This is a genomic window from Photobacterium sp. ABD4_091 (genome assembly GCF_056160145.1).
In genome coordinates, this window is sequence record NZ_JBSWWQ010000004.1 from 232,583 (window position 1) to 254,648 (window position 22,066).

Annotated in this window: 21 protein-coding genes; 7 read left to right on the forward strand and 14 right to left on the reverse strand. The window is 45.8% G+C overall.

Annotated elements, in window-relative coordinates; genetic code table 11:
* Nucleotides 1-249: 249 nt before the first annotated feature.
* Nucleotides 250-651: a hypothetical protein gene (locus ACXAGQ_RS25495; RefSeq protein WP_475257720.1), complete on the forward strand. Its 402-nt coding sequence runs from the start codon at nucleotides 250-252 to the stop codon at nucleotides 649-651.
* A 72-nt stretch (nucleotides 652-723) separates the two neighbouring features.
* Here the strand turns inward: ACXAGQ_RS25495 and ACXAGQ_RS25500 are convergent, their stop codons facing one another.
* Genes ACXAGQ_RS25500 through ACXAGQ_RS25510 form a run of 3 tightly spaced genes read right to left on the reverse strand, consistent with a single transcriptional unit; the run spans nucleotide 724 to nucleotide 2,927 of the window.
* Nucleotides 724-1,332 carry a DUF2987 domain-containing protein gene (locus tag ACXAGQ_RS25500; protein WP_475257721.1) on the reverse strand — a complete coding sequence of 203 codons (609 nt, stop codon included), beginning with the start codon at nucleotides 1,330-1,332 and terminating at the stop codon, nucleotides 724-726.
* 3 nt (nucleotides 1,333-1,335) lie between these two features.
* On the reverse strand, nucleotides 1,336-2,124 hold the full coding sequence (locus tag ACXAGQ_RS25505) for a glucosaminidase domain-containing protein (RefSeq protein ID WP_475257723.1): 789 nt from the start codon (nucleotides 2,122-2,124) through the stop codon (nucleotides 1,336-1,338).
* Nucleotides 2,121-2,927, reverse strand: a complete 807-nt coding sequence (locus ACXAGQ_RS25510; RefSeq protein WP_475257725.1) for a DUF2189 domain-containing protein — start codon at nucleotides 2,925-2,927, stop codon at nucleotides 2,121-2,123. Before ACXAGQ_RS25510 ends, ACXAGQ_RS25505 begins: the two co-directional genes overlap by 4 nt.
* A 387-nt stretch (nucleotides 2,928-3,314) precedes the next feature.
* Here ACXAGQ_RS25510 and potA point away from each other — a divergent pair, with 387 nt between their 5' ends.
* The 5 genes from potA to ACXAGQ_RS25535 all read left to right on the forward strand — a co-directional run bounded on the left by potA (nucleotide 3,315) and on the right by ACXAGQ_RS25535 (nucleotide 8,576).
* Entirely contained in the window at nucleotides 3,315-4,433 is a 1,119-nt protein-coding gene (potA, locus tag ACXAGQ_RS25515) for a spermidine/putrescine ABC transporter ATP-binding protein PotA (RefSeq protein WP_475258072.1), read from the forward strand.
* The gene (gene potB, locus ACXAGQ_RS25520) at nucleotides 4,417-5,274 is read left to right on the forward strand and encodes a spermidine/putrescine ABC transporter permease PotB (RefSeq protein ID WP_475257727.1); all 858 of its coding nucleotides are present in this window, start codon (nucleotides 4,417-4,419) and stop codon (nucleotides 5,272-5,274) included. The genes potA and potB overlap by 17 nt, the downstream gene beginning before the upstream one ends.
* The gene (gene potC / locus ACXAGQ_RS25525) at nucleotides 5,274-6,044 is read left to right on the forward strand and encodes a spermidine/putrescine ABC transporter permease PotC (protein ID WP_039461261.1); all 771 of its coding nucleotides are present in this window, start codon (nucleotides 5,274-5,276) and stop codon (nucleotides 6,042-6,044) included. Before potB ends, potC begins: the two co-directional genes overlap by 1 nt.
* 109 nt (nucleotides 6,045-6,153) lie before the next feature.
* Nucleotides 6,154-7,185, forward strand: a complete 1,032-nt coding sequence (locus ACXAGQ_RS25530; RefSeq protein ID WP_475257728.1) for an extracellular solute-binding protein — start codon at nucleotides 6,154-6,156, stop codon at nucleotides 7,183-7,185.
* A 347-nt stretch (nucleotides 7,186-7,532) separates the two neighbouring features.
* Entirely contained in the window at nucleotides 7,533-8,576 is a 1,044-nt protein-coding gene (locus ACXAGQ_RS25535; RefSeq protein WP_475257729.1) for an extracellular solute-binding protein, read from the forward strand.
* Between the two features lie 62 nt (nucleotides 8,577-8,638).
* On the opposite strand, the gene ACXAGQ_RS25540 is transcribed toward ACXAGQ_RS25535, so the two are convergent.
* Complete coding sequence (locus tag ACXAGQ_RS25540; protein WP_475257731.1) at nucleotides 8,639-9,526, reverse strand: LysR family transcriptional regulator; 888 nt, start codon at nucleotides 9,524-9,526, stop codon at nucleotides 8,639-8,641.
* A 96-nt stretch (nucleotides 9,527-9,622) separates the two neighbouring features.
* Here ACXAGQ_RS25540 and ACXAGQ_RS25545 point away from each other — a divergent pair, with 96 nt between their 5' ends.
* The gene (locus ACXAGQ_RS25545) at nucleotides 9,623-10,066 is read left to right on the forward strand and encodes a PACE efflux transporter (RefSeq protein ID WP_475258073.1); all 444 of its coding nucleotides are present in this window, start codon (nucleotides 9,623-9,625) and stop codon (nucleotides 10,064-10,066) included.
* Nucleotides 10,067-10,759: 693 nt separating this feature from the next.
* On the opposite strand, the gene cobB is transcribed toward ACXAGQ_RS25545, so the two are convergent.
* The 10 genes from cobB to ACXAGQ_RS25595 all read right to left on the reverse strand — a co-directional run bounded on the left by cobB (nucleotide 10,760) and on the right by ACXAGQ_RS25595 (nucleotide 22,062).
* Entirely contained in the window at nucleotides 10,760-11,470 is a 711-nt protein-coding gene (gene cobB / locus ACXAGQ_RS25550) for a Sir2 family NAD+-dependent deacetylase (protein WP_475257732.1), read from the reverse strand.
* A gap of 167 nt (nucleotides 11,471-11,637) precedes the next feature.
* Nucleotides 11,638-12,378: a phosphate ABC transporter ATP-binding protein PstB gene (gene pstB / locus ACXAGQ_RS25555; RefSeq protein ID WP_475258074.1), complete on the reverse strand. Its 741-nt coding sequence runs from the start codon at nucleotides 12,376-12,378 to the stop codon at nucleotides 11,638-11,640.
* Nucleotides 12,379-12,467: 89 nt separating this feature from the next.
* The gene (gene pstA / locus ACXAGQ_RS25560; protein ID WP_475257733.1) at nucleotides 12,468-13,712 is read right to left on the reverse strand and encodes a phosphate ABC transporter permease PstA; all 1,245 of its coding nucleotides are present in this window, start codon (nucleotides 13,710-13,712) and stop codon (nucleotides 12,468-12,470) included.
* The gene (gene pstC / locus ACXAGQ_RS25565; protein WP_475257734.1) at nucleotides 13,705-15,066 is read right to left on the reverse strand and encodes a phosphate ABC transporter permease subunit PstC; all 1,362 of its coding nucleotides are present in this window, start codon (nucleotides 15,064-15,066) and stop codon (nucleotides 13,705-13,707) included. The genes pstA and pstC overlap by 8 nt, the downstream gene beginning before the upstream one ends.
* Nucleotides 15,067-15,088: 22 nt before the next feature.
* A complete protein-coding gene (locus ACXAGQ_RS25570; protein WP_475257736.1) occupies nucleotides 15,089-16,135 on the reverse strand; it encodes a PstS family phosphate ABC transporter substrate-binding protein in 1,047 nt (348 codons plus the stop codon).
* Between the two features lie 191 nt (nucleotides 16,136-16,326).
* The gene (locus ACXAGQ_RS25575; protein WP_475257737.1) at nucleotides 16,327-17,403 is read right to left on the reverse strand and encodes a formate dehydrogenase subunit gamma; all 1,077 of its coding nucleotides are present in this window, start codon (nucleotides 17,401-17,403) and stop codon (nucleotides 16,327-16,329) included.
* A 123-nt stretch (nucleotides 17,404-17,526) separates the two neighbouring features.
* Nucleotides 17,527-18,144 carry a formate dehydrogenase FDH3 subunit beta gene (gene fdh3B, locus ACXAGQ_RS25580; protein ID WP_187462056.1) on the reverse strand — a complete coding sequence of 206 codons (618 nt, stop codon included), beginning with the start codon at nucleotides 18,142-18,144 and terminating at the stop codon, nucleotides 17,527-17,529.
* Nucleotides 18,145-18,156: 12 nt separating this feature from the next.
* Complete coding sequence (locus tag ACXAGQ_RS25585; RefSeq protein ID WP_475257739.1) at nucleotides 18,157-21,012, reverse strand: formate dehydrogenase subunit alpha; 2,856 nt, start codon at nucleotides 21,010-21,012, stop codon at nucleotides 18,157-18,159.
* A gap of 13 nt (nucleotides 21,013-21,025) precedes the next feature.
* Nucleotides 21,026-21,259: a twin-arginine translocation signal domain-containing protein gene (locus tag ACXAGQ_RS25590; RefSeq protein ID WP_475257740.1), complete on the reverse strand. Its 234-nt coding sequence runs from the start codon at nucleotides 21,257-21,259 to the stop codon at nucleotides 21,026-21,028.
* A 194-nt stretch (nucleotides 21,260-21,453) separates the two neighbouring features.
* Nucleotides 21,454-22,062, reverse strand: a complete 609-nt coding sequence (locus tag ACXAGQ_RS25595; protein WP_475257741.1) for a TorD/DmsD family molecular chaperone — start codon at nucleotides 22,060-22,062, stop codon at nucleotides 21,454-21,456.
* Nucleotides 22,063-22,066 lie beyond the last annotated feature (4 nt).

The window sequence follows — 22,066 nt, forward strand, 5'->3', positions numbered from 1 at the left end:
AGTGGATGCGTATGTATGCTGCACAAATCTGCTTCTGTAGTTTAATTTGTGTTGTGTTATTATAAGCACGTTTCGATTACGCCTTATCATTACCTCGGTCTAGCCGAAGTTAAAGTGTGTAGAAATGTAAAAGGTTGATCACCCACTATAGAACCCACATCTTATTTAGCTGCCATTCAGTATGTGTGACATCGGTAGAAAATATTTTTTCAAATAGTGCATAAGATATATTTAAACCAAGGAGGTCTTATGCTGACAAATCTATTTCTACCGCATGAACCCATTGAAAAAACTTTGGATGTTCAAATACCCGTTATTAACGATAATATTCCAGCCAAACTCAAGCTGAGGTATAAAAAAGGAAAGTTAAAAGCAAATTTACACTTCTGCAATAAAGATGGAAATGAAAAACTAGACCTGTTCTACCCTCGTATTGCTTCAGAGTTCAAGCGTCAAGCTCAGCTTAGCTTTACCCAATGTTGCCACTCTCGTTACTTACCTAACTCTCTTCTCACTTCTCAAGTGTCGAAATGGTGCAATAACAACGCCAAGCTATATATCTCTTACGAAACGCCAGATGGCGTCAAAGTGACTGAACATCAAAAAGGAGGTATCAGAATCAAAGCAAGTAATAGTGATTTAAATGTCTAACTTCTTCTTTGTTTATACAAAAAGCCCGGATTAGTATCCGGGCTTTTTATTTTCATGAGTAATTTCTTTATATCATGCCTGGGGGATCCAAGGCGTTACTTTTACTGCTGGCTGCGCAAAACTCACGGTTTCACCGTCAGAGAGTGAAGGGAGATCGATAACTTTGGTATCGCCATTGTCAAAATGAACAACCACACCTTCGACATCAGGCATAAACCAACCAGAAAACATCCCACCGAGGTCAGACAACATCTGGTTCATCTGAGGCACAAGCTTTGCCACTTCCGATTGCTCAATAGAGGTTCCGTAATCCTTCTTTGCAATAACTTGCATCGATACATCACAGGTAATGCCATCATCAATAACAAAGGTGACGTCTGGGTTGGCCTGGCGCAAGTTGCTATCGATAGGCACTGACAATTCATTGTTTTCCGGAATAACAAGTTCTTCGAAATGCTCGTCCTTGCGCATTGATCCTTCATGGATCTGGCAAACGCTGCCGTCTTGCTGGTTAAGCAGGAACAAAGCAATTTTTACATCTTCATGCCCTTCTTTCACATTCTGCTTGAGCTTGCTGTAAAGCGTGCTGTAACGCATTTCTATGTTCTGAGCTGCTGCATCCTGAGCATAGAGCGATGTGCTGGCAAATAAGCCTGCTAATAGCCAATAGGTCAACTTCATCCTTTATCCTTGGCGCCAATATTGATTGTTATGCTTGATCATAGCTTGTATCTCATCAACATAAGCCTGACCACGTTCTGAGTAACGGCTTAGCCCCTCTGCTAATTTAGTGCCTTCAATCACCTCACCGGAAACCCGCTGAGCAGCACGAATGTCACGCAAGTCTTGGTAAGCACGGTTGGTATTTACATTCATGAAGTAAGCTTGTACTGATAAATATGGCGACGCAAAAACAGCCACTTCATGGCTAGCGCCTTCATTTCGGGCATTTGGAACTAAACCGCAGCCCTTACGATAACACCATTGGCCAAAATAGTTGTTTCCTTCCACTGCAAAGCGTGATGTTCCCCACCCTGATTCATTAGCCGCCTGACTTAAGACAAGCGACTCAGGAAGAACATCGACTCGCTGTAGCATTGCTGATAACCATTCTGCTGTCACGCCTTGGTCATTGAGTGCCAGTTTGTATTTATCAGCTAGCTTATCGGCATAGGTACGTTGATCCCCCGAAAGGGTCTTTCCTGCGGAGACGGTCGATTTAATACTTTCCAAAAACTGGCGCTCTTTATCAACCCGTTGGTTTTCATGTTCAACCGCTGGGCGTAGGAAATCAAAGAAAGCGGCTTTCTTTTGGTTAACGTCGGTTATTTGAGAAAAATCAGGCTTGGCATTTTGTGATGAGGCCGCTGGGGCCTCATCGTTTGAGCTTTGGGAGGGTATTTCACCACATGCTGTCAATCCGCTGACTAATGCAAGAATGGCGACATTACTGGTTGTTATATTTTTTATCACGCGTCAAAAACCTTTGGATCCCCCTGCTGGCCTTGGTCTTGGTCGTTATCGTTTTGGCCTTTCTGAACGGTTGAAACATGGAGTGACACACCGAACAGATTGCGGTAGATGATGGCTTTCACATTGAAGAAAAATGGGATCGTCCAGATCAAACCGATACCAGCAGTGGCAAATGAAATAATAAACATTGTTAGGATGACAATAAAAATGGCTGTCATCGGCAATAGTTTACGTAAAGTTGCGATAAGTGAAAACTGAATTGCTTTTAATGGTGATAAACGTTTTTCACAAACCAGCATGATAGCCAAACTAAAGCCCATTGAAAGCAGCATGCCCAGAATTGGGAAAATTGCATTGGCAATGCCCTGTAGTGACGCACTGAGCAATACAGTGATAACGGATACCAGTGCAAACGGGAATCCTTTAACTAAATAGCTTGGTTTACTTGGTAAGCCGACTGCATGGTTTAACGCCATCAAGCTCACGCCAGCCAATAATGGGGCACTTAATACATCAGACCAAAAGTTTGCCATATAACCCGCTTCAATGACCGAGGCTGAGATCTCACCACCAGTCATAATTGCGTCGAAAAATACGCCGGCACTTCCAAGCTGCACCTGCAGGCCAAGCAAAAGCAGTGCGACCTGAGCCAGAAACAGACCAATAACCGCAGGCAAGAAAGTCAAAAAGTTCTTGGCAGTGATTTTCCAGGCTTCCTGAAGCACTGACAGTGACTGGAGCTCACTCTCACCTTTCAATGCTCTTTCAATTGAACCGCCAACTTGGAATGTTTTGTTATTCATTTGTATTTCACTAACTATTACACACTTGGACGGTGATTGTACGCTAGTTAGGCACGATAGAGAAACTTTGGAACAAAAAGCGGCTTTTGCATTCAGAGTACGATTTTCGATGACGAATTAGCCTGCTCCCCTGAATACACTATGATTAATAGGTTATGCCTAACGAACAGTTAGGGTTAATTATTGATTTATAAGCTTAATTTATCAGGTTGTTAGTACGGCACTTAGGCTGTCATAAAACAAAGATACGCTTGTACGAAAATAGTCAAAAAAATTGGAAAAAAACGCTTTGAATTACACGTTTAGGGGACTATTATGCGCCCCCTAAATTCAACCTAATAGTTGGGGGGATTATCTATGAAACCCCTAGGTGGAGATCTCGTAGAATTGAACGCTGCAGAAACAACTAAAGCACCAGTGATTCAGCTAACAGGGCTGAGCAAAAGCTTCGATGGCAAGCAAATTATCACTGGACTCGATCTGAATGTGAATGATGGTGAATTCCTTACCATCCTTGGCCCATCTGGCTGTGGTAAAACAACGGTACTTCGACTCATCGCTGGCTTTGAAAATGCCGATGCGGGCCAAGTTGTGATTGCCGGTAAAGATGTGACAGCAATTCCGGCTGAACAGCGCAATGTGAATACTGTATTCCAGAGTTACGCGCTTTTCCCGCACATGACAGTATATGAAAATGTTGCCTTCGGCCTGCGTATGCAGAAAGTCGCTGAAAGTGAAATTGAACCGCGTGTGATGGAAGCGTTACGCATGGTGCAGCTTGAGAAGTTTGCTCCTCGTAAACCGCATCAGCTATCTGGTGGCCAACAACAACGTGTTGCTATTGCCCGTGCAGTAGTGAACAAGCCAAAAGTCTTGTTGTTAGATGAATCTCTGTCTGCGTTGGACTACAAACTTCGCAAACAGATGCAGATCGAACTTAAACAGCTGCAGCGTAAACTAGGGATTACCTTCATTTTCGTTACCCACGATCAAGAAGAAGCCCTTTCAATGTCAGACCGTATCATTGTTATGCGCTCTGGTAACGTTGAGCAAGACGGCTCTCCTCGTGAAATTTACGAAGAGCCAGAAAACCTATTTGTTGCGCGTTTCATCGGCGAAATCAATGTGTTTGATGCCGTCGTTAAAGAGCGCCTAGACGAAACCCGTGTATTGGCAAATGTTGAAGGCCGCCCTTCCATGATCCACTGCAAGCTACCAGTTAGCCCAGGTGACAAGGTTAAGGTATTGCTGCGACCTGAAGATATTCGCCTTGAAGAAATCAATAATGGTGACGAAGCACAAGGCATCATTGGCTACATCCGTGAACGCACCTACAAAGGTATGACGCTTGACTCAGTGGTTGAGTTGGAGACGGGCACGTCTGTCATGGTAAGTGAATTCTTCAACGAAGATGATCCTGATGTGGACCACTCCCTGGATCAAAAAGTTGCGGTTACTTGGGTTGAAAGCTGGGAAGTGGTGCTGGCAGATGAACAAGAAGCTTAATCTTCAAAACATCATCATTACCATCATTGTTGGCTGGCTATTGCTGTTTGTATTCATTCCCAACCTGATGATCATCGGAACCAGTTTTCTGACCCGAGATGATGCAAACCTAATTGAAATGACCTTTACATTGGACAACTACATCCGGTTGTTTGATCCGCTTTATGCCAAGGTCATGATGCACTCGTTCTACATGGCGCTGGTGGCCACACTACTCTGTTTGGTGATTGGGTACCCGTTTGCTTATGCGATTGCAAAGATGCCAGAGAAATGGCGTCCGTTTATGCTGTTTTTGGTAATTGTGCCGTTCTGGACCAACTCATTGATCCGTACTTACGGCCTGAAGATCATGCTGGGTACCCGAGGTATTTTGAACAATACCCTGCTCTACCTAGACATTATCGACAAACCGCTACGTATCATGTACACCGAGTATGCGGTAATGGTTGGCCTGGTTTATATTCTTCTGCCGTTTATGGTGCTGCCGCTTTATTCGGCGATTGAGAAACTAGACCACAATTACATAGAAGCAGCGCGTGACTTGGGTGCAAACAAGCTCCAGACGTTCGTAAAAGTGATTTTCCCACTGACCATGCCAGGCATCATTGCTGGCTGTCTACTGGTGCTACTACCTGCTCTTGGTATGTTCTATGTGTCCGACCTACTTGGCGGAGCGAAGAACCTACTGATCGGTAACGTGATTAAGAGCCAGGTATTGAACGCCCGTGATTGGCCGTTCGGTGCAGCAACCAGTATTGCATTGACGATCGCGATGGCAGTCATGCTGTACGCCTACTACCGGGCAGGCAAACTGCTTAACCGTAAAGTGGAGCTTGAATAATGGGACGCGCATTTAAATTCAGTTTTATGACTGTGGTGTATGCCTTCCTATATACACCAATCATTATTCTGATTGTTAACTCATTCAATGCCAGCAAATTCGGCATGAAATGGGGTGGTTTTACTACCAAGTGGTATCACCAGTTGGTCAACAACGACAGCTTGATGCAGGCAGCATGGCACTCACTGAACATTGCAGTGTTCTCTGCAACCGCTGCAGCGATAATTGGTAGCTTGACGGCTGTTGCCCTCTTCCGCTACCAGTTCCGCGGTAAGCATTTTGTCAATGGCATGCTGTTTGTAGTGATGATGTCTCCTGATATCGTTATGGCAATCTCGCTGTTGGCGTTGTTTATCTTGGTGGGTGCAGAGCTAGGCTTCCTGACCCTGTTGCTTTCGCATATTACATTCTGCCTACCATTTGTCGTGGTAACGGTTTACAGCCGCTTGAAAGGCTTTGATGTAAAAATGCTGGAAGCAGCGCGAGATTTGGGTGCTAGTGAGTGGGTAATCCTGAAACAGATCATCCTACCGCTAGCCAAGCCTGCCGTTGCCGCTGGTTGGTTATTGAGCTTCACCCTGTCGCTGGATGACGTGATTGTGAGTTCATTCGTGACAGGTCCAAGCTACGAAATTTTGCCTTTGAAGATTTACTCCATGGTTAAAGTGGGTATCTCACCAGAAGTGAATGCATTGGCTACAATTATGCTGATTGTATCCTTGATTCTGGTTGTCAGCTCTCAGCTACTCGCTCGAGAGAAGATCAAATAAGGCTAGCAACACCGCTTTAAATTTGGCTTTAGCCAAAGAACGAGCAAGTGGCCTTCGGGCCACTTGTTTTGTATTAACACCCTAAAAGGGTTTTGGAGATGATAATCTAATGAAAAAATGGTCCGCTTTTCTAGCCGGTACTGCATGCGCTGCTGCAATGTTTACTAACGTTGCCAATGCGGCAGACAAGGAATTAGTCTTTATGAACTGGGGCCCGTACATTTCTACGGAGCTACGCGAGCAGTTCACTAAAGAAACTGGTATTAAAGTGATTTATTCGACTTACGAGTCGAACGAGACTATGTACGCTAAGTTAAAAGCCCACCCGCAAGGTTACGACCTGGTTGTGCCGTCAACTTACTTCGTTGCTAAAATGCGCGATGAAGGCATGTTACAGAAAATCGATAAATCAAAGCTAACCAACTACAAAGAGCTTGATAAGAATTATCTGGATAAGCCTTTTGACCCAAACAACGACTACTCGATCCCACACGTTATCGCAATGACAGGATTGGCAGTCAACACTGACATGTACGACCCTGCTGATTTCGATAGTTGGGCGGACCTTTGGAATCCAGAGCTTGAAGGCCAACTCATGCTTATGGATGACACGCGAGAAGTGTTCCACATTGCTCTGCGTAAATTAGGTTACTCAGGTAACACCACCGATCCTAAACAGATCGATGAAGCTTACGAAGAACTGAAAAAACTGATGCCAAATGTCTTGGTATTCAACTCTGACAACCCTGCTGCACCATATCTTGCTGGTGAAGTCGGCTTGGGTATGCTTTGGAATGGTTCAGCAGCCGCTGCGCAAAAAGAAGGCCTGCCGATTGAGCTAATTTGGCCAAAAGAAGGTGGTATTTTCTGGGTTGATAGCCTTGCTATTGCCAAGAACGCACAGAACGTTGAAGCAGCACACAAGATGATCGACTTCTTGTTGCGCCCAGACGTGGCAGCCAAAATTTCTGAAGAAACGGGTTACTTGACTGCGGTTGAAGCATCGAACGCGAAATACAAAGACAACCCTACTCTATTCCCACCGCAAGAAGACCTTGACCGCGGTGAGTGGCAGGACGCGGTTGGCGAAATGAACATCCGATATGAAAATTACTTCCTGGAGCTGAAAGCAGGCCAGTAATAATCGACTATTTTGAAGGCAGCCAATTGGCTGCCTTTTTTATACCGAAAATATACCAATTTTGACTATTAATAGTTCAGACAGTTATTAGTCGTTGATATTCCATATCATAGTCATTCCATTCCCTGTTATAATATACTCTTAAAAGCGCTGTATTATCAGTGCTTTTTACAGAACCTTGCTACCCTTGTGGCAAGGGTAAACATCAGACGTTCGGCTTATGGGCTGAGCATAACGACACTTTGCAGGAGAAGCGGTTAGTACTTCACCTTGATGATTTTCATCCATAATTAGTACATTCGCTAGAGAACACTCTCAAAATCCCATTTAGTTTGGAGCATATAACAATGAAAAAATGGTCTTCTTTAATGGCCGGTGGTGTTTGCGCAATGGCTATGTTTTCGAACATGGCAACAGCCGCAGACAAAGAGCTTTATTTCTACAACTGGTCTGAATATATCCCTTCAGAAGTTCTGGAACAGTTCACGAAAGAAACTGGCATTAAAGTGATTTATTCGACCTACGAGTCGAATGAAACCATGTACGCGAAGCTGAAAACTCACGGTGACGGCTACGATCTAGTGGTTCCTTCAACCTACTATGTATCGAAAATGCGTGAAGAAAATATGCTGCAAAAAATCGACAAGTCAAAGCTAAGCCACTTTGATGAAATCGATCCGAACTTCCTGCACAAGCCATTCGATCCTGAGAACGACTACTCTATCCCTTACATCTGGGGTGCAACCGGTATCGGTGTAAACACTGATATGATGGATAAAGACGAAGTCGCTAGCTGGGCTGACCTATGGGACCCGAAATGGGAAGGTCAGCTAATGATGATGGACGACGCGCGTGAATTCTTTCACATCGCCCTGCGTAAACTTGGCTACTCTGCGAACACCAAAAATCCTGAAGAGATTAAGGCCGCGTACGAAGAGCTTAAGAAGCTAATGCCTAACGTACTGGTATTCAACTCTGACTACCCTGCCAACCCTTACATGGCTGGCGAAACATCTCTAGGTATGCTGTGGAATGGCTCGGCTTACATGGCTCGCCAAGAAGGTGCACCAATTGATATCGTATGGCCGAAAGAAGGTGCGATTTTCTGGATGGACAGCATCTCAATTCCAGCAAGTGCCAAGAACGTTGATGCAGCGCATAAGATGATCGACTTCCTGCTTCGTCCAGAAAATGCCGCGAAAATTGCACTTGAGATCGGTTACCCAACACCAGTAGCAACAGCGAAAGAGAAACTACCTGCTGACTTTGTTAACGACCCAAGCATCTACCCACCACAAGAAGTGATGGATGCCGGTGAATGGCAAGACAGCGTAAATGGTGCAAACACCCTTTACGAAGAGTACTACCAGAAGCTGAAAGCAGGTCAGTAATCTCTCTCCTCCGTATAAAAACTCGGGCTCCGGCCCGAGTTTTTATATCCTGCTAACTCTTTTCATTCCACGTCATCCAATAACCCATTTAAAGCAATATTCAACCACTTCACCGCAGGCCCGACAGCTTTTCCTTTCGGCGCCACGCACTCAACCGGAGCTTGCCATTCTTTATGATCGAAGGTTACCGGCAATATTTTCATTTTACCCATTGATGCCCTCTGTTTGGCTTCATGGCTTGGCAGGTAGGTCCAACCCAAACCTTTCTCAACATATTGAATCAGTACGTGGTGATCGTTCGTCCACCAATGCAGGGAAGATATCGGCGGCATGTATGACATGGACTTACCACTTTCGCCTCTTACCATTAACTGGCGATAAGGGATCAAATCTGCCGGCGTGACGCTGTCATGTTTTGATAAAGGATGTCCTGGGCAGGCAACGGGCACAAAGCGAATACTCCCAATGTATCGAACATCCAGTTCTTTGAAGTGAACCATGTCAGTCAACATGACCCCGAGATCCCCTTTCCCGCTAAGCAACAGATTAGGAATATCAGTACTGCTGGCCAGCATGGTACTTAGGGTTGTCGATGGAAAGCGTTGGCTAAACTCATCAGCAATTTCTCCGAGTTTATCAATCAATAAGTTATCGTCAATTAAGATGGTGACTTCCGTTTCTTGGCTATCACTCAATGCATTTGCCGCGCTCTGTAACTCAAAGCTTTGCTGCAAAGTGGCTTCCGCAAACCTGAGCAAATGGCGCCCTTGCTCTGTCAGTGTTGGCTTTCTCGTAGAGCGATCAAACAGTTCGACATTTAAATCAATTTCTAAGTTTGCAATACCCTGGCTGACTGCTGATTGGACTTTTCCCAGCTGTCTGGCACAAGCCGAAAAAGACCCTAACTTAGCCGCTATAACAAACATCTGGAGCTGGTCAAGATTGTACATACTATCAGTAAAAGTGATGATAACTAACTAGATTAAATCACAGATAAAGATACATTACACGCACAAAACAACTTGCATTAGCTCAGGAAAAAAATGATGACTATTAAAGAACGTATCTTACACACAGTGTTGTTTGAAGTGTTTGCCCTTGTGATTTTGATGGGAGCCGCAACAATTTTCACCAAGCATAACCCTGCCGTTGTCGGTGGACTAAGTATCGTGATGTCGTTGATCGCGATGACCTGGAACTACGTCTACAATGTGATATTTGATAAGTTTGCCGGAGAGGATCGTATAAGCAGAACCGTTAAAACGCGTATTTTACATGGCCTAGGATTTGAAGGAGGCCTGATATTTGTCACGATTCCGGTATTAATGTGGGTACTGCAGTTGGACTTCTGGACTGTATTAATCCTGGATTTGGGTATTGTGATTTTCTTTTTAATCTACGCAATCATCTACAATTGGTCTTATGATCATGTCAAAGCGAGGTTTTTCTCAAACCCATCGCCTATTGATACTCGCATACGAGAATATTAATTAAGCGCCCGCAGTGTCGGGCGTTTTTAAAGCCCTCTACCCAAGTGCATTTACCACCTAAAACCCCTCCAAAATATGCTTACTGCAAATATGAAAAAGAAACGCAAGCCACTGATTTATTGCAATAATGCATATTAAAATATTAAAGATGTGTTTTATCGCATATGCTTGATTGATAAATTTAATGCCATCCGTACAATACCCCCACAAAAAACAGGCCATAATAATGATTATAAATAGCATTAGATAAGATCACATATACAAAGAACAAGGTCATTGTCGTGGTTAAACCTTCTCACGCTCCGGCTCGTAAAAATCTTAATAGAAAAATCACAGAAAAGGCTCAAGATCGACTTAAAAATACAAAAGAAAATACATGAGGATAATGAAAGCAAAACCTCTACACGACTTTGCGGATAGATAAACAATATTCTTCAATACCAGTTAACATTAAACACAATACAACAAGGTTTTACATGCATTGTGAAAAATGCCTGCGTCATGGCACTTTAATTCGTATACACAGAACAATCTTTGATAAAATTCTTCGTGTAAAATTGAAATATACATGTAAATCATGCGGACATATTAATAAGTTTTGATGTCATTCAACCCATTTGGGGTTTGATAGAAAATATATATCAAAATAAAAAGGGCGCTGTATGCGCCCTCTTTAACACACTGAAAAAGATCCTAACCAAGAATTTCATCAACAAAGTTTGGCACTAGCATTGATGCCGGCCCATAACGCTTTTCAGCAAATTCGCTTTCGACTTCACTCGGCTCTAGGTTCAACTCAATCGTATGAGCCCCGTGCATCGCCGCCTCGTGAACAAAGCCAGCCGCTGGGTAAACCGCGCCAGATGTACCGATAGAAATAAACAGGTCTGCCTCTAAGAGAGCATCATGGATTCTGTCCATACCAATTGGCATTTCTCCAAACCAAACGACATTAGGCCGCATCGGTGCTGGCATTTGGCAACAGTGGCAATGATCATCTAGTGATATATCCCCACTCCACTCTACTGACTGGCCTGTTTCACTACACTGGGCTTTGAGCAGCTCGCCATGCATGTGAATAACATTTTTGCTGCCTGCAGCTTCATGCAGGTTGTCGATGTTCTGAGTTACAATGGTGACCTTGCCATCAAGCTCTTGCTCAAGCCTAGCCAATGCTTTGTGTGCATCGTTAGGGAATACTGTGCCGCTTTCTAGCTGCTGGCGACGCAAATTATAGAAGTTCTGCACGAGTGCCGGATCACGATAATACCCTTCAGGCGTTGCCACATCTTCTATGCGGTGATTTTCCCACAACCCATCCTGGTCGCGGAAGGTACGGATGCCTGACTCTGCAGAGATGCCCGCGCCGGTTAGTACAACTATATTTCGATATGGGAAAAGCATGGCCGTGTCCTTTCTTTATTCTCTAGTTAACTTTATACCATTGTTTTCATGTGGTTATAAGTAAAACGTCTACGACATTAGTCTAATTATAACCAACAAACAAAAAGTTATAGTGCGCTAGAGAGTTAAAGGCCATAAAGAGCCTACATAACATGTACACAATTGAACTAACCAAAGTGACCAGCTAGATACTGTGTGGTTAAAGGATGTTGTGGTTGTGAAAAGAACACTCCCGCCTTGTCGACTTCAACCAATTTACCTAGGTGGAAATAAGCCGCCCTATCAGAGATTCGTGAAGCTTGCTGCAAGGAGTGAGTGACAATAATGATACTGAAATTTTTCTTTAAGTCTTTAATTAATTGTTCAATTTTGTCTGTCGCTATAGGATCTAATGCCGAGCATGGCTCATCCATCAAGATGACTTCTGGCTGAATCGAAATTGCCCTAGCAATACACAGGCGTTGTTGTTGACCTCCAGATAAACCCAAAGCAGGTTGATCGAGCCTGTCTTTTACCTCGTCCCACAACCCAGCCCTCTTAAGGCATTGTTCAACACAGTGATCTAACTCCGTACGATTACTGATTAAACCATGAATTTTAGGGCCGAAGGCTATGTTGTCATAAATCGATTTAGGAAATGGGTTGGGCTTTTGGAAAACCATCCCTACCCTTGCCCTTAACAGTTCAGGCTCCATCTGCATCACTTGCTGGTTATCCAAAGCAATGTCGCCTGAGACACGACAATTAACAATGGTGTCATTCATACGGTTTAGACAGCGAAGAAACGTGGATTTACCACAGCCTGAAGGGCCAATCATAGCCAAGACTTCCTGTTGACCTATATCCAGATTAACGTCATATATGGCCTGCTCCCCGCCGTAAAACACATTCACATCTCGGGCTGTCATTTTTGCATGAGCGATCAAAGGTTGGCCTAATGTTTTACTGCCAATGTCATCACTATCTTGAAACTTTATGGGTGTCAGTAACTTACTCATTAGTCCTCCCGCTCTAACCGATGGCGTAGATACAATGCCAGTCCGTTCATCAAAACTAAGAAAGCGAGCAATACCAAAATGGCTGCCGCCGTAATTTCAGCAAAGCCTTTCTCAGGGTTTTCCGCCCACAAATAGATTTGTACAGGTAGAACAGTGGCGGAATCCAATATGCCGTTAGGGATATCTACAATGAAAGCGACCATTCCGATCATTAACAATGGCGCTGTCTCACCAAGTGCCTGCGCCATCCCGATAATGGCCCCTGTTAACATTCCAGGTAACGCCATGGGCAATACTTGATGCAATACTACCTGCATATGCGATGCTCCCATCGCCAAACCTGCTTCTCTTATCGAAAGTGGAACCGCGGTGATCGCAGCTCGGCTTGATATTACAATTGTTGGTAATGTCATTAGCGCGAGCACCAAGCCACCTACCAGTGGGGTCGAACGAGGCAAGCCAAATACACTCAGGAAAACCGCCAAACCCAATAAACCAAACACAATAGAAGGTACTGCCGCGAGGTTATTGATGTTTACTTCGATAAAATCGATAAAACGGTTTCTTGGCGCAAACTCTTCCAAATAAACAGCGGTTGCCACGCCAAGAGGAAAGCAAATCACCAGCGCAGTCAACAAGGTATACATTGAGCCAACCAATGCCCCTCGAATACCGGCAAACTCAGGATTTCGGCTATCACCGTTTTGAAAAAAAGTCGTGTTGAATGTCGTTTTTACCTGATCTTGCTGCAGCAGCGCTTGATACCAACCCTCTAACTTATCCGCTAAGTTAGCATCCCGATCGCCTGATTTATGTAACCGGTTAATACTGTCCGATGCCGGCAGCCACACTAACTCAATTATTCCCGCAGTCGGTTGCTGATTACGCCATCGTTCTGCCAGTTGGTATTCCGCTGACTCTGAGATCAACTTGTAGAGTAATCGGCGATCTGAACGGGATTGAACGGCAGGAAACTGTGCTCGTAAGCTTTCCCGAATAGCCGCACGCGCTTTACTTGAAGTGACGGTATCCGGCACTTCTACACGCAGTTGTATTTCTGTGGCTTTAAACGCTGGCATTCCTTTAATCGCAATGGCGGAAAAAATCAGCAGCAAGAAGCCCAGCGAAAAGACGATTGCCGCCAGTCCTATCGTTTTATGGATACTCTGCTGTCGATAGCGCCGCTTTAAGCTCAAGCTAATGTGCTGGTTCTTGTCCGCTATAGCGTGGTTAAACTCAGTCATAATGCTCCCGGTATCGCCTAACTAGTCGAAGCGCAACCACATTAAGTGAAAGGGTCACTAAGAATAATACTAAGCCAAGGCCAAATGCCGCGAGTGTCTTGGCGCTATCGAATTCCTGATCTCCAATCAGTAAGGTCACAATTTGTACCGTCACCGTTGTCATTGATTCAAGCGGATTAGCAGTAAGGTTGGCAGACAAGCCTGCTGCCATGACAACTATCATGGTTTCACCAATAGCCCTTGATACCGCTAGCAATAACCCACCAACAATACCGGGAAGCGCGGCTGGCAATACGACCTTATTTATCGCTTCAGCTTGGGTAGCACCCATTGCCAATGCGGCATCTTTCAGATCTTTTGGCACAGAACGAATCACATCGTCAGAGAGTGATGATACAAATGGGATAATCATCATCCCCATCACTAATCCAGCAGCCAAGGCACTCTCTGAGGATGTCTGAGTAAGACCTATGCCTTCAGCGAGGCGGCGTATGAAAGGGGCAATAAATAGTGCAGCAAAATAGCCATAAACCACTGTTGGGATCCCCGCCAGAATTTCCAAAATCGGCTTCACCCACTTCCTCACCTTTGCTGGTGCATACTGTGAAAGATAAATTGCGGTAAATAAGCCCACAGGAGCAGCAACCAGCATCGCAATAAAGGTGATCATAAACGTGCCTGCGAATAGCGGCACAGCGCCAAATGCACCGCTAGCTCCGGCTTGATCTTCTCTAATCGCAATTTGAGGTGACCAGTGTAGGCCAAATAGAAAATCAGAAAGTGGAACGAGTTGGAAGAACCGAATGGCCTCAAAAAGCAGAGACAATAAAATGCCCAAAGTGGTGATTATCGCAATAAGGGAACCACCCCATAAAAAGCCGATAGTGATCCGTTCAACGACTTTTCTGGCTTTGAAACTCGCATTAATGCGCCACCAAACGACAATGCTGGCGATGAGTGTCCAACCAAATGTGATAGCGTGAAAAACCTGCTTTAAAAACGCCATTTGTTCACGATAATAGTTTGCGGCTTTAGCCATGTTGTCAGATGTCGCAGACAAAATGCCATCAGCGATCCCGATGACTTGGGAAACAACGACGTTGGTCGTTTCAAGAGAGTGTTGCGAGAGATATTGAAGAAGTAGATAACGTGCAAGACTTTCACTGGAAACAAACCAGAAAATACCAAGCAACAACAATGGCGAAACAACCACTAAAACGGCAGACAAGCCGTGGAAATGTGGCAGCGAATGCAGCTGACTCTGCCCACCGAGTTGCCAGGCAATGCGCCTCGCTTTTTCCCGGCAGGCAAAGAAAGCAACCATTGTAATAAGCAATACTAGCCCGATAATCATGGATAGTTGCCCGTCGCTTAATCTAAGGGATGTTCACAGTCAGGTTTACTCCTTCATCCCTGACTTCAGTCCACTCAGTGTCATCCAGTGGGATCAGGCCGCGGTCAGTGAGGTATCCTTCTGCGCCTATCGCATCTTCACTGGTAAAGAGATCTACATACTCTTTCAGACCCGGTACAACACCGATATGGGCCTTCTTAACATAGAAGTACAGCGAACGTGAAACCGGGTAGTCCCCCGCACTGATAGCTTCAAACTCTGGTGCGACACCGTTGATTTTCGCGCCATGAACCTTATCGCTATTCTGATCGAGGAAACTGTAGCCAAAGATACCAAACGCTGACGGGTTAGCACTTAGCTTCTGAACAATCAGATTGTCGTTCTCTCCCGCTTCAATAAACGCACCGTCTTCACGGATGGCATGGCAAGCGGCCTGAAAACGTTTCTTATCCTCTTTCTTCAGCTTTTGAATACTGTCGTTCTCAAGGCAACCTTCCTCCATCACCAGTTCGACAAACGCATCTCGAGTCCCTGATGTTGGCGGAGGACCAAGCACTTCTATTTTGGTATTCGGCAAGTTGGCATTGATGTCTTTCCAGGTCTTGTTAGGGTTTCCGACTAGCTGACCTTTTTCATCAGGCAGTACCTTTGCCAAAGCCTGGTATAGTTCGCCAACAGTCAGCGACATCACATCACTTTTTACTGAGTTAGCCAGTACAATACCGTCATAGCCAATTTTAACCTCGACGATCTCTTTGACATTATTGTTCATGCAATTCTCAACTTCTGAGCCTTTGATTTTGCGTGAAGCATTAGTAATGTCTGGCGTATCAACCCCAACCCCGGCACAGAATAATTTTAAACCGCCACCGGATCCGGTTGATTCAACCTTAGGTACCCCAAAGTCTGTCGAGCGGCCAAACCGCTCAGCGACAACAGTCGCAAATGGATAAACCGTTGACGAACCAACGATGCTGATTGTATCGCGAGAAGCGGCATGTGTTTCAGTAGCGGCAAACGCTGAAACCGAAACCAGTGCAGCTGCTATTACTCTATTTAACTCAAGCATTAAACTGTCCCACCATTGACTGATTTAAACCCACTTCCACAGTAGAAAAGCGCATCCAAAGTTGCCAATAAACTTCTATGACAATTTCAATAACCCTTTGTTAAAACCTTAACAAACCAGTCATATATCCAGCTGCAGATATAAAAAAAACCGGTAGTGTTAGCTACCGGTTTTACTAAAATAATCAGCTGTTATGCGTTATCCTGAGCGGCGTTGCCTTTCTTATCCGCCTCGGCTTTCTCATCATAGCCGGGCTGGTTCTCAGGCAAGTCTTTCACTTCTTCGTACCACAAATCATGGTGCTCTTTAGCCCAAGTTTCGTCCACTTCACCCGTGATCATGCCATCAAGACCCGCTTCCATACCAAACAAACCAATGTAAATATGGAAGATGAAGCCACAGATAAGTACCAATGCAGACAGCATGTGAACTAAGTGCGAGAGTTCCATATCACGACGGGTTTGGTCGAAGATTGGGAAATCCAAGATAAAGCCACTGGCCACGATAAAGGCACCAAAGAAGATCAACAGCCAAAAAATCGCTTTTTCACCGCCATTGGAGAACCCAGCAGATGGGTGACTGCCTTTGTGTTTACCGACCATGCCGCCCATTTTCATGAACCACTGCATATCAACTTTGTTGAAAACACTCTTGCGCCACCACTTAACAAGTACCGCTACCAAGAAAATGGCAAACAGCGGGCCAATGTAGTTATGGTATTGCTTGGCTGCATAAATTACCCAGCCCCAGAGTTCAGTGGGTACGATAGGCTTAATGAAATACTTACCGTAGACCAATGTCAGGCCACTAAATGCCAAGGTCAAGAAGGTAAAGGCCAAGCTCCAGTGCAGAGCCCTATCCAAACGGCTCCAGCGCTTAATCTTACGCCCCGTTTTTGGCTTGCTGAGTTTCAACGGGCCAACGACAACATACGCCAGCGCCACCATCAACAAGCTACCGAAAATAGCCAATGCGCCAAGTGGTGACATCCACTTCTCTTTCATAATGAACCAGGTTTGTCCAGGTACACTGATCAGCACACCGTGCTCTGGTGATTGAGAGGTGGTATAGCCCTCTTGGCCATCTTTGACGGCTCGCCAATAGTCAGCACCGGCAAAACCAATGACTTCATGCCTTACTACAGATTCGCCCAAGCGCTCAGATTCAGAGTTAGCACTGGTTTCGTTACTTGCCGCCGCCGATAATGAAAACATCAATACCAAGGCTGTGGTCAACAAGACTAACCAGTGTTGAATTCGCTTAGTCATATTACTCCCGACTGTTCATTCAACAGTTATGTTCAGATCTCTACATACAGTGGCAATCAGTTCCAAGTAATCCATTCCAAATCATCACTTAAAACTTGATTACCACTTGTTCGTTGGGCTCAATTACGCCTTACGCACCTTAGCGGCATCGTAAGCAAGGTCGTCAGTACTTGCCCAGCCCGCCTCTTTTGCACCTCGTGCTACAACTCGCTCGCGGTAAATATCAGAGATTTTCGCCGCATCACCAGCTAGAAGAGCCTTGGTAGAACATAGAGATGCACACATTGGCAGCTTACCTTCAGCAATACGATTCGCACCGTACTTCTGCTTCTCTTCAACCGAGCCGGTTTCAACATTCGGGCCGCCGGCACAGAAGGTACATTTGTCCATTTTGCCACGCTCTGCAAACGCTGTTTGCTGTGGGAACTGCGGCGCACCAAACGGGCAGGCAAACAAGCAGTAGCCACAGCCGATGCAGAGATCTTTATCATGCAGAACAATACCGTCTTCGGTCTGCACGAAACAGTCAGCTGGGCAGACCGCCATACAAGGCGCATCACTACAATGCATACAAGCTACCGAGATAGAGTTCTCGTTTGGCAAGCCGTCATTGAGCGTCACCACGCGTCGGCGTTGAATACCCCACTCCAGCGCATCATCGTTTTCGTTTTTACAAGCTGTCACACAACCGTTGCACTCGATACAACGTTTAGAGTCACAAAGAAATTTCATACGTGCCATCAGAATGACTCCTTACGCTTTAGAGATTTTACAGAGGGTAACTTTGGTTTCCTGCATCTGAGTCACAGGGTCATAACCATAAGTTGTTGCTGTATTCGCCGCTTCGCCAGAAACAAACGGCGCACTACCCTCAGGATAACGACCACGAAGATCTTCACCCTGGAACTTACCGCCGAAGTGGAACGGTATAAATGCCATTCCCGGCTTCACTCGAGGCGTTACCATCGCTTTTACGTGAATACGGCCTTTCTCGGCACCTTCAACCCACACCATTTCGCCGTCTTTGAAGCCAATATCGTTGGCATCTTTCGGGTTCACCTCTACAAACATCTCTTGCTGCAATTCTGCCAGCCATGGGTTAGAACGGGTTTCATCACCGCCACCCTCGTACTCAACCAATCGACCAGAGGTCAATACGATTGGGTATTCGCCTGACATGTCTTTGTCCTGGATTGACTTGTACAACGTCGGCAGACGGAACATGGCTTCGCTGTCATTCCACGTTGGGTAATCTGTTACAAGGTCACGACGTGGCGTGTACAGCGGCTCACGGTGAAGCGGCACTGCATCTGGGAATGTCCATACCACGGCACGTGCTTTGGCATTACCAAACGGGATACAGCCGTGCTTGATGGCGACGCGCTGGATACCGCCTGAGAGGTCAGTTTTCCAGTTCTTACCCTCTGCCTGCGCTTTCTCTTCAGCAGTCAGATCATCCCACCAACCAAGCTGCTTAAGCATCTTGTCGGTAAATTCTGGGTAACCATCTTCAAGCTCACAACCTAGCGAGAAGCTATCATCTGCTAGAAGGCTTTCACCATTACGCTCTACACCGAAGCGGGCACGGAAGTTACCGCCACCTTGGGCAACAGTTTTCGATGTATCGTACAGAATATGGGTACCCGGGTGTTTCATCTCTGGTGTACCCCAACAAGGCCAAGGCAGACCGTAGGTTTCACCGTTGGCTGGGCCACCTTCCGCTTCCAAAGAAGTCTTATGGAATGTATGCCAGTTTTGCTGGTGCTCTTTCAGGCGCTCAGGACTCTGGCCGGTGTAGCCAATGGTCCACATACCCTTGTTGTACTCGCGGGTAATGTCTTCAATCAAAGGCTGGTTGTTTTCAACACGGATGTGCTTGAACAGCTGCTCGGAAAGGCCAAGCTTCTGAGACAGCAAGTACATGATTTCGTGATCTGGCTTGGATTCGAATAGCGGCTCAATGATCTGATCGCGCCACTGAACCGAACGGTTAGTCGCCGTTACAGAACCTGTGGTTTCAAACTGGGTTGTAGCAGGAAGCAGATAGACATTGTCTTTGCGGTTGTTCATTACCGCAGCGACACCTGGATATGGGTCAACAATTACCATCATATCCAGTTTTTCCATTGCCTTGCGCATTTCAGTACCACGGGTTTGCGAGTTAACTGCATGGCCCCAGTAGAACATGGCACGGATGTTATCGTTCTGCTCGATGTTGGCTTTGTCTTCAAGTACACCATCAATCCAACGAGAGACAGGAATACCAGCATTGTTCATCGGCTTCTTGCCACTGTATTCATTCTGGTCGAAGCGGCCTTTCAACCATTCGTAATCAACATCCCACACTTTCGCCCAGTGTTTCCACGCGCCTTCTGATAAGCCGTAGTAGCCCGGAAGGTTGTCAGACAATACGCCAAAGTCTGTTGCACCCTGTACGTTATCGTGTCCACGGAAAATGTTGGCACCGCCACCTGATTTACCCATGTTGCCAAGTGCAAGCTCTAAAATACAGTAAGCACGGGTATTGTTATTACCTGTGGTGTGCTGGGTACCACCCATACACCAAACCACACAACCCGGACGGTTCTCAGACAACATCTTCGCTGTTTGGTATACGTCAGCTTCAGCAACACCCGATACACGTTCTACTTCAGCTGGGGTCCATTTCGCCACTTCGGCTTGAACGTCATCCATACCCCACACACGTTGGCGGATGAATTCTTTGTCTTCCCAGCCATTTTTGAAAATGTGGTATAGCACACCCCAGATGAAAGCAACGTCAGAGCCAGGACGTAGAGAGACATAGTGATCTGATTTTGCTGCAGTGCGGGTACGGCGCGGATCCGCTACCACAATCTTACAGCTGTTGCGCTCTTTGGCGATCAAGATGTGCTGCATCGCAACTGGGTGCGCTTCTGCAGGGTTAGAGCCGATAAACAGGATCGACTTACAGTTGTGCATGTCATTGAGCGAGTTGGTCATCGCACCGTAACCCCAGGTGTTTGCTACACCGGCAACGGTTGTGGAGTGACAGATACGCGCCTGGTGGTCAACGTTGTTCGAGCCCCATAGCGATACCATTTTACGGAATAGGTAAGCCTGCTCGTTGTTGTGCTTAGCAGAGCCCAACCAGTAAACGGAATCTGGGCCCGACTCTTCACGGATCTTCTTAACTTGTTGGCTGACTTCATCCAAAGCCTGCTCCCAGCTAAGCTTTTTCCACTTGCCGTCAACCAACTTCATTGGGTATTTGATACGGCGTTCACCATGGCCGTGCTCGCGCAGTGCAGCACCTTTGGCACAATGGCCACCTGCATTAAATGGGTGATCGAATGCTGGCTCCTGACCAGTCCAAACCCCTTCTTGCACTTCAGCGTAGATACCACAGCCAACTGAACAGTGGGAACAGATAGTACGCTTCACTTCAACTGGCGCTTTAGGGTCAATCTCTTTGGCTTCGGCTTTTTTCATCATGCCCGGAGCAAACATGCTTGCACCCGCCATACCACCAGCAGCTGCCAGTGATGAGTTACGGATAAAGGAACGACGCGAAATACCTAGCTGGTTTTCGTCCTTGCTTACGTTATCGGAACGTTTTGTCAGTTTCATTTATTGCTCCGCCTTACAAGGTTTCGTAGTAATCGCGAATATGCTGAGTTTCGCGATAGCCAGTAGTGTTGTCATCTTTGCTCTTGTCTTCAGGCTTCTCAATTTTTGCCTGAACCGCTGTTGCTGTACCTGCAACAACAGCACCAGCCGCCACACTCAAACCAATGTTTTTCAATAGCTGTCGGCGGCTTTGACGGGGTTCATTATGACTGGTCTCATTCTGACTAGGTTTTTTCTGCTCACTCATAAAAGCTTGCTCCTTATCGTGTTCCCGAATCCGAATTACTCGCTTCGGAAATCAATTTTTTTGCTAAGTTTTTCGTGAAATAAATAACGACTTAAAAGACATCTTCCAACTATGCACTGAGCACCCTCATTGCGTAGCTCATTACATAGCTAGGTAGCGGTTACGTCGTCACAATAATGAAAATTAGGTAAAGTCTAGTTCACCTCTACCAATCGTGTTTTTTCCACCAGCAGGAACTGAAGGGCCAACTCGGCAACCGCGCTATAAAATACCGCGCTGCTTGCTCCCTTAAGATCTTTGCAAAGGCGCTCAAACCATGTCGCGATATGGCGATTAAAGAAGATTTGCTGAAGGTGCTTATCTCCTCCCTCCACCAGCATGGCCATGACTTCCAGTAAAGCCGCAATATGGTCTTCTGGCTCTTTAACGCTCTCGTCACGCTGAAAGCCAAGCTGCATGAGATCACGTCGAAGATGGGCAAGAGGCATTTCCATTAATGAACCGGTTAGATACCAAGACCCAAAAGGAACAATCTCTCCGCGACCTATCCCGATAAACAAGTCTTGATACTCTTCTTCAACAGCCAACTGCGACGAGGTTTGAGCGGCTAATTTCAGAACAGGCCAAGACGCAGCCATCGTGTTTGTATTCGCGGTATTGTAATTATTCGCTTCAACATCCAGCGCAGAAAGCCAATCAAGCACAGGTTGATCCGGTGCCTTACGGAACAGGTGAGCCAATAAGCTATAAATTTCTACTCGCAGAGCGCTGTCTTCTTGAGACGTTTGAAGTACTGATTCCATTTGC